The organism is Povalibacter sp., from assembly GCF_036735925.1.
Lineage (GTDB): Bacteria > Pseudomonadota > Gammaproteobacteria > Steroidobacterales > Steroidobacteraceae > Steroidobacter.
Map to the genome: position 1 here is coordinate 22,014 of NZ_DAINNK010000019.1, position 9,608 is coordinate 31,621.

Annotated in this window: 6 protein-coding genes; 3 read left to right on the top strand and 3 right to left on the bottom strand. The window is 64.3% G+C overall.

The window, feature by feature from the left end; translation table 11 throughout:
• Positions 1 to 141: 141 nt before the first annotated feature.
• The 3 genes from V7D81_RS08215 to V7D81_RS08225 are packed head-to-tail and all read right to left on the bottom strand — an operon-like array spanning position 142 to position 2,753.
• Positions 142 to 1,227 carry a hypothetical protein gene (locus tag V7D81_RS08215; protein WP_324315668.1) on the bottom strand — a complete coding sequence of 362 codons (1,086 nt, stop codon included), beginning with the start codon at positions 1,225 to 1,227 and terminating at the stop codon, positions 142 to 144.
• Between the two features lie 47 nt (positions 1,228 to 1,274).
• Positions 1,275 to 1,760, bottom strand: a complete 486-nt coding sequence (locus V7D81_RS08220; protein ID WP_324315669.1) for a hypothetical protein — start codon at positions 1,758 to 1,760, stop codon at positions 1,275 to 1,277.
• 15 nt (positions 1,761 to 1,775) lie between these two features.
• Positions 1,776 to 2,753 carry a hypothetical protein gene (locus V7D81_RS08225; protein WP_324315670.1) on the bottom strand — a complete coding sequence of 326 codons (978 nt, stop codon included), beginning with the start codon at positions 2,751 to 2,753 and terminating at the stop codon, positions 1,776 to 1,778.
• A gap of 510 nt (positions 2,754 to 3,263) precedes the next feature.
• Between V7D81_RS08225 and V7D81_RS08230 the strand changes: the two genes are divergently transcribed.
• The 3 genes from V7D81_RS08230 to V7D81_RS08240 form a co-directional block, all read left to right on the top strand.
• On the top strand, positions 3,264 to 5,780 hold the full coding sequence (locus V7D81_RS08230; protein WP_324315671.1) for a beta strand repeat-containing protein: 2,517 nt from the start codon (positions 3,264 to 3,266) through the stop codon (positions 5,778 to 5,780).
• 233 nt (positions 5,781 to 6,013) lie between these two features.
• Positions 6,014 to 7,834 (top strand): FAD-dependent oxidoreductase, encoded by a 1,821-nt coding sequence (locus V7D81_RS08235; RefSeq protein WP_324315672.1) that lies wholly within the window; start codon positions 6,014 to 6,016, stop codon positions 7,832 to 7,834.
• On the top strand, positions 7,801 to 9,608 hold a 1,808-nt coding region (locus V7D81_RS08240; RefSeq protein ID WP_324315673.1), incomplete at its 3' end, for a 2-oxoacid:acceptor oxidoreductase subunit alpha. The genes V7D81_RS08235 and V7D81_RS08240, both read left to right, overlap by 34 nt.

Here is a 9,608-nt window from a genome sequence, read left to right on the forward strand (position 1 = left end):
AGACACGCCGAAGGCGGGACGGCTATTCACCGTCCCGCCCGCGTCGTGTCCCGGAGCTTCGTATGACTGGCCGTGCATCAGCTCACGTTCCGTGAGTGCGCTGCACGGCGCTTGGCGTTACGCATGCGGCGATAACTGTCCTTAGTTGATCGTCACGCGGAAACGCACGGTCGCGGTCTGACCTGCCGGAATGTTCGGCCGGCTCGACCCCGCGATGGTCAGCGTGCCGCCGCTCACCGAGCAGCCGTCGCCGTCCGCCGCAGCCGTGCAGGTCGTGGTCGACCCGCCCGACACCGCGATCTGGATGTCGCTGCCGCTGTAGGCGCCGGTCGCGATCGTGGTGCTGGCATCGAGCGCATCGCTCACGCCCACGTCCTGTGCCGGCACGGCGCCGGTGTTGGCGATCGTGATGGCGTACTCGACGACGGCGCCCGGAATGGCTTTCGGGTTGGTCGTGTTGTTGAACGGATCGCTGATGACCGTGGCGGCCTTGGTCACGCCGAGCGTCGCCGACGATACCGTATAGACGTTGGTCGTCGTTTCCGTGCCGTCGCGGCCCGCATCGCCGAACACCGTATCGATGCCGGCGGTATCGGCGCCGGCGGTCTGCACGATGTCCGAACCCACCGCGCCGACATTCAGCGACGTCGGTTCGATCGAGACAGCCTGCAGGTTGATGGTCGCCGACTGCGTGTTGGTCGCGCTCACGGGAATGTCGCCCAGCACGAACACGGTCGTGCTCTGGTCGGCAGCCAGCGTCGCCACGGTGGTTGCCGTGTCGGTGCTGCTGTCGTACGTGCCCGGTGTGAACGACGCGATCGGCTGACCGGCCGCAGAGTCGACGCGCACGATGAGGTTGGCCAGGTCGAACGCGTCCGCCGCCGCATTGGTCGGCACGAAGCGGAAGCCGATCGGGCGGTTGGAGGTGTTGGTGATGCGGAACGTGCGGACGACAGCCGGTGCGCCCGGAACCGTGGCCGCGAGTTCGGTCGGCGAGGGGCTGACCGCCACCACCGACAGAAAGATGCGGCGGTCCACGACGAACGTGGCCGTCGTGCTGTTGATGGGCGTCTGTGCGACGCCGCCCACGCTGTAGTTGACCGACGCGGTATTGCTGATCGAGGTACCGGCGGTCGTGCCTTCCGCGTACGCGCTCTGCAGCGCGGCCGCGGGCGACAACATCAACAGCGCGAGGCTTGCCTGCTTGAGGTGCCTTGCAATCGACATTACGAATCTCCTGTGTGACACGAAAGAAAATCAGAAACGTGAAGCGGTCAGTCGACGATGGCGCGATAGCGCACGAACGCAGTGGCGCCGGGCGTGAACGCCGTGCCGTAGCTCCAGCGGATGTGACGGATCTCTTCGGGACGCGCGCTGCGCGTACCCGCGGCATCACTCACGCTGAGCGCGTTCGCCGCCTGGAAATCCTTGCCATCGAGCGAATAAGTGATCTGGGTGCCGATGCCCATCGCGGTGTTGGCCACGAGCGTCATGTGTTCCGGTACCGGATTGGCGATGACGACGTGCTCCGCAGGCTTGCTGCAGAGGTTCTTCGCGGTGACGGTCCATACGACTTCATCGCCCGGCAGCGCCTTGACCACCGGCACGAGCCGCGTCGCCTGCTGGCCCTGCTCGTTGGTGTAGGTCTGCTCGGCTTCCGCCGTGGTCGTCAGCTCGATGCAGTTTTCCGCTGCAGCGCCGAGCGAAACGAACGCTGCCATCGCAGCGACGAATCCCCGGTTACGAAACGCAATCGTCATGGCCCTTCTCCTTCGTCAATTGATCGTGACGGCGAACTCGAGGGTCTGCGGCGCGCTGGCCGCAGTGAGATCGCCCAGTTGAATGCGCACTTGCGGCGCGGCGGTGGCAACGAGTTCGCCGGCATCGCCGTCGGCGTCATCGGAAAGCGGAGTGCCGTTCAGGCGCAGCGTGCCGGCGACGTAAGTGGTGTTGGCCGGGATCGCATCGCTGAACACGGCGCCTGCAGCGAGGCCCGAACCGGTCGTCGTGACGACGACCTGGTAGTTGATGCGCGCGCCGGGCACGACACGCGCGCCGCCGAACGGATCGACGACGACTTGCGACTTCACCGCGGCGAGCTGCAGGCCGGCGACGATGTACTCGCCCACCTGCGCGGCGCTGCCGCCGCTGGTGCCGGCCAGCGCATCGAGTCCGCCGTCGCCTTGACCTGCGAACAGCGTGCCGGGCGCGCCGGCGCCGGTGCGCGACGTCGCCGTCAACTGGCTGCGGCCGCGCTGGCCGTCGGCGGCGCTCGCCGGAATGTCGTTGACGAGAATGACGCGCACGCTCGCATCGGCGGCGAGCACCGGATCGTTGCTGCCCGGAACGTAGATGGTGTCGGCTGCCGACAGGTCGTTGCTGTTGTCGGTGTCGAACCAGAGCGGGTTGGTCGCCAGCACCGGATCGAACTGATCGCCGGTGAGGCCGGCGCTCAGCGCCGCGAGATGAAACGCCTCGGTGCCGTTGCCGGTGTTGGTGACGGTGAAGACGAGTTCCTGCTGGGTATCGCCCGGCGCAACGGAAGCGTTGCCGGCGACGGTGACGACGGCGTCGAGAATCTCGACGACCGTCACCGTCACGGTGTTGGACGTCGCCGTCTGCGACGTGCCGCCGAAGCTGTAACTGACCTGCGCGGCACTCTGGATGTTCGTGCCCGCAGCGGTGCCCGCGGCCTGGACCGCGGACGCGGCGCAGAGCGCGAGCAGCAGCATGAATAGAGCGATGCGAACCAAACCCCGTCTCCCGCACAGTGGCGGAACCGGCCGCGCGGCGGGGAGGTGTGTTCACTCATTCAGGATTGAATGCGCTTGCTCCTTACCCCGTACTGTCGTCAGGCCGATTCCCTATGGCGGCGCATTCTTGTTAAGGCAGAAACGACGATTGTGAATGTGTTCGCACTTCGTTCCGGGACGCTAAAGATTCGCGATGAAGTGCCGATAGCATCGCGTTTTCCGGCAGGGCCGCGAGCCCGCCGCCGACCGCCCTCACACGATTGCGAGAACTGCGTCGCAACGACGATGTCGACCACGCACGCCGGCGCGCGTGACGCATGCACGAAAGGACATAACTGCGACGTTTTTCCGGCGTCGTCGCGCGAATGACGCCGTTGCAGACGCAAGCGAGAACGGCATCGCGGTTCATACGCGCAGCCGACATAAGCGCGTCAATTTGTGATCGGTTCGCGGCGGGCTGCGGGTTTCCCTGAACTACGCTGCGGCGATTCTTTCTGCGGTAGGTCGGCCGTGCCCGCCAGGTTCGCCAAGCATTTCTGTCTGCTCACGCTGGTCCTCGCCGCCGCGCTGTTCGCCGGGCGTTCGTACGCGGCCACGATCACGGGGACGGTGTTCGAAGATGTGAGCTATGGCGGCAGCGCAGGACGGTCGCGAACCGCGTCTGGGGGTGTGGGCATATCGGGTGTGCGGATCGAGGTCTACAACGGCAACAACTACGTAACTGCATTCAACACCGGTACGAACGGAACGTTTTCGTACACCTACAGCGGGAATGATCCGCGGACGCTGCGTGTCGTGAGTGGGACGGTGCGTTCTTCCCGTGGGACGTGCACGAACTGTGTGCCCGTACAGACCTTTCGCACGACCGGCGCCACCAACAGCAACACGGTCACATCGGTCACCAATCGAGTCGGCGGAGAGAATCCGGCACTCAATGACGCACCCAGCAATACGTCGGGAGCCACGTTGCCTACCTTGACGACCACCACACAAAGACCGCAATCGATTACTACGATCGATCCAGGCAATAGCGGCAACCCCACCGTCAGTAACGTCGACTTCGGCTTCAACTTCAGCACCATCGTCAACACGCGCGACGCAGCCACCTGTACGCCGGGCGGATCAGACAACAGCTACTTCCCCTGCCAGGGCACGCTGCGCCAGTTCCTCATCAACGCACAGGCGCTGGGCACGCCGGCTTCCCAGAACGGCTCGCGCCAGCTCGGCGGCGTGACGAGTTCCCTGCCCTCGGGCTACGAAACCAGCATTTTCATGATTCCCCTGTCATCGGGCGCCGTATCGATCACGCTGGCGACCGCGCTGCCGGCCCTCACGCGCGACAACCTGCGTCTCGATGCGACGACGCAGACGGTGGGCATCGGCAACACGAACAGCGGCAGTTCGGGCACCGGCGGTTCGGTCGGTGCACTCGTCACCGCGTTTCCGCAGTTCAGCCGGCCGGAGATCCAGATCGCCGATGCCGTTTTCAGTTTCACTGGCGCCAACCAGGCCATCCACGGCTTCGCGTTGCCGCGCGGTTCGATCACGATGTCCGGCATCAACGCCGTGGTGCGCGACAACTTCGTCGGCGTGAACGCCAGCGGCAATGCCGATTCCGGCGGCAACATGGCCATCGTGTTCTCAGGCACGAATGCGGAGATCCGCAGCAACTACGCGTCTGCGAACAATTCGGTGATCCGCGGCAACGACCCCGGCGCCGGCGCCAGGATCAGTTTCAACGAAGTGATCCGGTCGTCCTCGACCCCCACCGACACCTTCGACGGTATCCTGCTGATCGGCAGCGCCACCGGCGCGCGCATCGAGAATAACCTGACCCGCAATCAGGCCGGCGCCGGCATCGAACTCGGCTTCGGCGGCGGCTCGATGAACGGCGTCGTGATCACGAACAACACGGTCCGCCAGAACGGCTTCTCGGGTGCCGGAGCAATGCCGAACGCCACGCCAAGCAACGAGCCGGTCGGCATCGCCGCATGGAGCTACACCGGCAGCGGCAACGAAATCTCGTTCAATGTGATCGAGAACAATGCCGGTCCGGGTGTGATGCTGAGTGCTGCGTCGGGCACGCGCCTTTCGCAGAACCGTTTCAGCAACAATGGCGGCCTGAGCATCGATCTGTATCCGACGTCGGTCGATCCGAACGGCATGGGAACGGCGAACGGCCCGACGCTCAACGACAACGGCGACGCCGACTCGGGTGCGAACGGGTTGCTGAACTTTCCCGTCATCACGGCGGCGACCATCGCCAACGGCGAGTTCTCGGTCGCCGGCTTTGCGCGCCCGGGCAGCGCCATCGAGCTGTATGTCGCGCAGCCGGATCCGACGGGATTCGGCGAGGGCCTGACGTATCTCGGCACATTCACCGAGGGCATCGGCGATCTCGATGCCACGACCGGCACTTACTCGGGAACCATCAATGGGCGGAATCAGGGGACCGACACCACGAACCGCTTCCTGTTCCGCGGCAGCGTGCCGGGCGGTGTGTCGGCGGGGGTCGTGCTCACCAGCACGGCGACGCTCGGCGGCGAAACTTCCGAATTCGGCGGCAACGTCACCGTCACCGGCGGACCCAACCTGATCCACAGCAAGTCCGTGCGCGTCGAATCCGATCCGTTCAACAACACCAGCAATCCGAAGAGCATTCCCGGTTCGATCCAGGTGTACACGATTCGCATTGCGAATCAGGCGGGCGGCACCGTCGACAACAATTCGATCGAGATCGTCGATTCGATTCCGGCCAACACCGTGATGTGCGGGCTCGGCAGCAGCGTGGTGACGTTCCAGAACGGCACGCCGTCGTCGGGGCTGACGTTCAATGCGGCGGGCAATGTGTCGTATTCATCGACGGCCGGCACGCCGCCGGTGTGGGGCTACACGCCGGCGCCGGATGCGAGCGGCTGCGACGCGGCCATTCGCCATATCCGCATTCGTCCGCAGGGCACGATGGCGGGCAGCGGCGGTTCGGGAAATCCTTACTTCGAGGTGTCGTTCCGGGTGAAGGTGCTGTAGGTCAGGCTTCGGCCTGCTGAAGAGTCTTCTGTAGGTCAGGCTTCAGCCTGACTCCGAAACCGCAGAGTCAGGCTGTGACCGAAGGGAATCCCGCGGGAAAGCCTGACCTACAGGAAGAATCAGGAAGCGCCCGCGCCTTCTCCTGTCGCGCCATTGGGTATAGGCTTGCCCTTCCGATTCAGATGCGATGTCAACGAACATCGCACGGTCGTCGCGAGGGGGCTCGAAGCACGGTGGATCCTACCGATACGCGCAATCCCGACTACTATCACCGCGTCGTCGATTGCCAGTGGGCCTGTCCTGCCCACACTGACGTTCCCGAATACATACGGCTCATTGCACAGGGAAAGTTCACGGAGGCGTATCTCGTCAACCGTGAATCCAATGTGTTTCCCGGCATTCTCGGCCGCGTCTGCGACCGGCCGTGCGAACCCGCGTGTCGCCGCGGTCGTGTCGAGGAAAAGCCCGTCGCGATCTGCCGCCTCAAGCGCGTCGCCGCGGATCATCGCGACGATGTCACCGCATTGCTGCCGCGTGCGCCGCAGGAGAAGAACGGCAAGCGCGTCGCGTGCATCGGCGCCGGTCCCGCCTCGCTCACCGTCGCGAACGACCTGATGCCGCTCGGCTACGACGTGACCATCTTCGAAAAATGGGACACGCCTGGCGGCCTGATGCGCACGAACATTCCGTCGTTTCGCCTGCCTGCCGGCGTGCTGGCGCAAGAGATCGGCTACATCATCGACATGGGCGTCGACCTACGGCTCGGCACGCCGGTCGAAAGCCTCAAGGCACTGCTGAACTCGAAACAGTTCGACGCCATCTTCGTCGGCAGCGGCGCGCCGAAGGGCAAGGATCTGGATCTGCCCGGCCGCCATGCCTCGGAGACGGTGCGCGAACACATACATATAGGAATCGACTGGCTCGAATCCGTGGCCTTCGAGCACATCAAGAGCATCGGCCGGCGCGTGCTGATCATCGGCGTCGGCAACACGGCGATGGATTGCTGCCGCAGCTCGTTGCGGCTCGGCGCCACCGACGTGAAAGTGATGGCGCGCAAGCCGCGCAACTTCTTCAAGGCGTCCGACTGGGAACTCGAGGATGCCGAAGACGAGAACGTCGAGATCGTCATCAATCACGCGCCGAAGTCGTTCGTGGTCGAGGACGGCAAGCTGGTCGGCATGATCTTCGATCGCATGGAATACGAGCTCGACGGCAATCGCATCGTGTCGGAGCGGATCGCCGGCGAGACGCTCTTTCCCTGCGACGACGTGATTCTCGCCATCGGTCAGGAGAATGCGTTTCCGTGGATCGAGAACGATCTCGGCATCGAGTTCGACAAGTGGCACGTGCCGAAGGTCGACAAGGTCACGTTCCAGTCGACGCGCGAGAACGTCTTCTTCGGCGGCGATGCCGCATTCGGCCCGAAGAACATCATCTGGGCCGTGGAGCACGGACATCAGGCGGCGATTTCCCTGCACCGGTATCTGCAGGGAAATGACGTGGCCGAACGCCTGCCGGCGCTGCTGAACCTGTCGAGCCGCAAGATGGGCCTGCACGAGTGGTCGTACAGGAACGACTACAACGCCGCCGAGCGCCGGCTGATGCCGCACGTCTCGCTGAAGGAACGGTTCAAGAAGATCAACATCGAAGTCGAACTGGGATTCGACGCGGAGCAGACGGCGGCCGAAGTGCAGCGCTGCCTCAACTGCGACGTGCAGACCGTGTTCGATGCCAAGCTGTGCATCGAGTGCGATGCCTGCATCGACATCTGTCCGGTCGACTGCCTGACGATGACCGGCAACCGGCCGGAAGACGAGCTGCGCCTGCATCTGAAAGCGCCGGCGCGCAACAAGACACAGCCGCTGTTCGTCTCGACACCGCTGAAACAGACCGCGCGCGTCATGGTCAAGGACGAAGACCTGTGCGTGCACTGCGGTCTGTGCGCCGAACGCTGTCCCACAGCCGCATGGGACATGCAGAAATCGACCATCAGGATTCCGCACGCGATCGACGAGGGCCCATGCTCAGTTCCGCAGACGCGCAAGACCGCCTAAACGACTTCGTCATCAAGCTCGCGAACGTCAACGGAACCGGCTCCGCCAGCGCCAACACGCTGTTGATGAAGTCCATGTTCCGCATGGGCATTCCCGTCATGGGGAAGAACTACTTCCCCTCGAACATCCAGGGGCTGCCGACGTGGTACGAAATCCGCGTGACGCGCGACGGCTACGTCGCACGCTCGGGCCGCATCGACCTCATGGTGGCGATGAACGCGGAGACGTATGCGCGCGACGTGCGTGAAGTCGATCCCGGCGGCTATCTGATCTACGACTCGAGCTGGCCGCGCCCGACGCTGCTGAAACGCGACGACATCACCCTTCTCGGCGTGCCGCTGGCGCGCATGTGCAATGAGACGTTCAAGGGTGTGCGGGCGCGAATCCTGCTCAAGAACATCATGTACTCCGGCGTGCTCGCCGCGCTGCTGGAGATCGATCTCGACGTCATGCGCGCGCTGCTGGCCGAGAGTTACGCCAGCAAGAAATCGCTGCTCGACTCGAACGTGCAGGCGCTGGAGATCGGCTACCACTATGCACGCGAGCATTTCCAGTGTCCGCTGCCGATCCGCGTGCAGCGCATGGACAGGACGGCGAATCACATCCTGATCGATGGCAACACCGCGGCGGCACTCGGCTGTCTCTATGCCGGCGCGACGGTCGGCGCGTGGTATCCGATCACGCCGTCGACGTCGGTGATGGATGCGTTCAAGAGCTTCTGCCAGAAGTGGCGCGTCGATCCGCAGACGGGCCAGAACAATTACCTGATCGTGCAGGCCGAGGATGAACTCTCCGCCATCGGCGCCGTGATCGGCGCCTCCTGGAACGGTGCGCGCGCCTTCACGCCGACCAGCGGCCCGGGCATTTCGCTGATGAACGAGTTCATCGGTCTCGCCTACTACGCCGAGATTCCCGCGGTGCTGTTCGACATCCAGCGCGTCGGACCCTCGACGGGCATGCCGACGCGGACACAGCAAGGCGACATCATGGCGGCGGCCTATGCCTCGCACGGCGACACGCGCCACGTGCTGCTGTTCCCGGCGAACCCGGAAGAATGCTTCCACATGGCGATCGATGCCTTCGATCTGGCCGAGCGCCTGCAGACGCCGGTATTCGTGATGTCGGATCTCGACATCGGCATGAACGACTGGATGTGTCCCGTCCTCGACTGGGACGAGAGCTACCAGCCGGATCGCGGCAAGGTGCTGACGAAGGAACAGATCGAACAGCTGCCGACCAAGTTCCACCGCTATCTCGATCTGGACGAAGACGCGATCCCCTACCGCACGCTGCCCGGCGTGCATCCGAAGGGCGCGTATTTCACGCGCGGCTCCGGTCACAACCAGTACGGCGGCTACACCGAGGACGCGCACGACTACCAGGTCGTGCTCGATCGCCTGAAGCGCAAGTTCGAGCGCGCGAAGTCGCTGGTGCCGAAGGCGATCATCGAAACCTCGGGCAACCAGGCGGCGATCATTTCCGTCGGCAGCAGCGACGGCGCGGTGCGCGAGGCGCTGCACATTCTCGAAGCCAAAGGCGTGACCCTGGACTACATGCGTATCCGGGCATTTCCCTTCGGCCAGGAGGTCGAGAAATTTCTCGCCTCGCATCCGCTGCTGTTCGTCGTCGAACAGAACCGCGACGCGCAACTGCGCAGCCTGCTGACGCTGGAAACCGCCGTGGAGAAACACCAGCTCCGCTCGATCCTGCACTACAGCGGCCTGCCGATTTCATCGAGCTGCATCGTCGATGGCGTGCTGGCCGAACTCGGCTC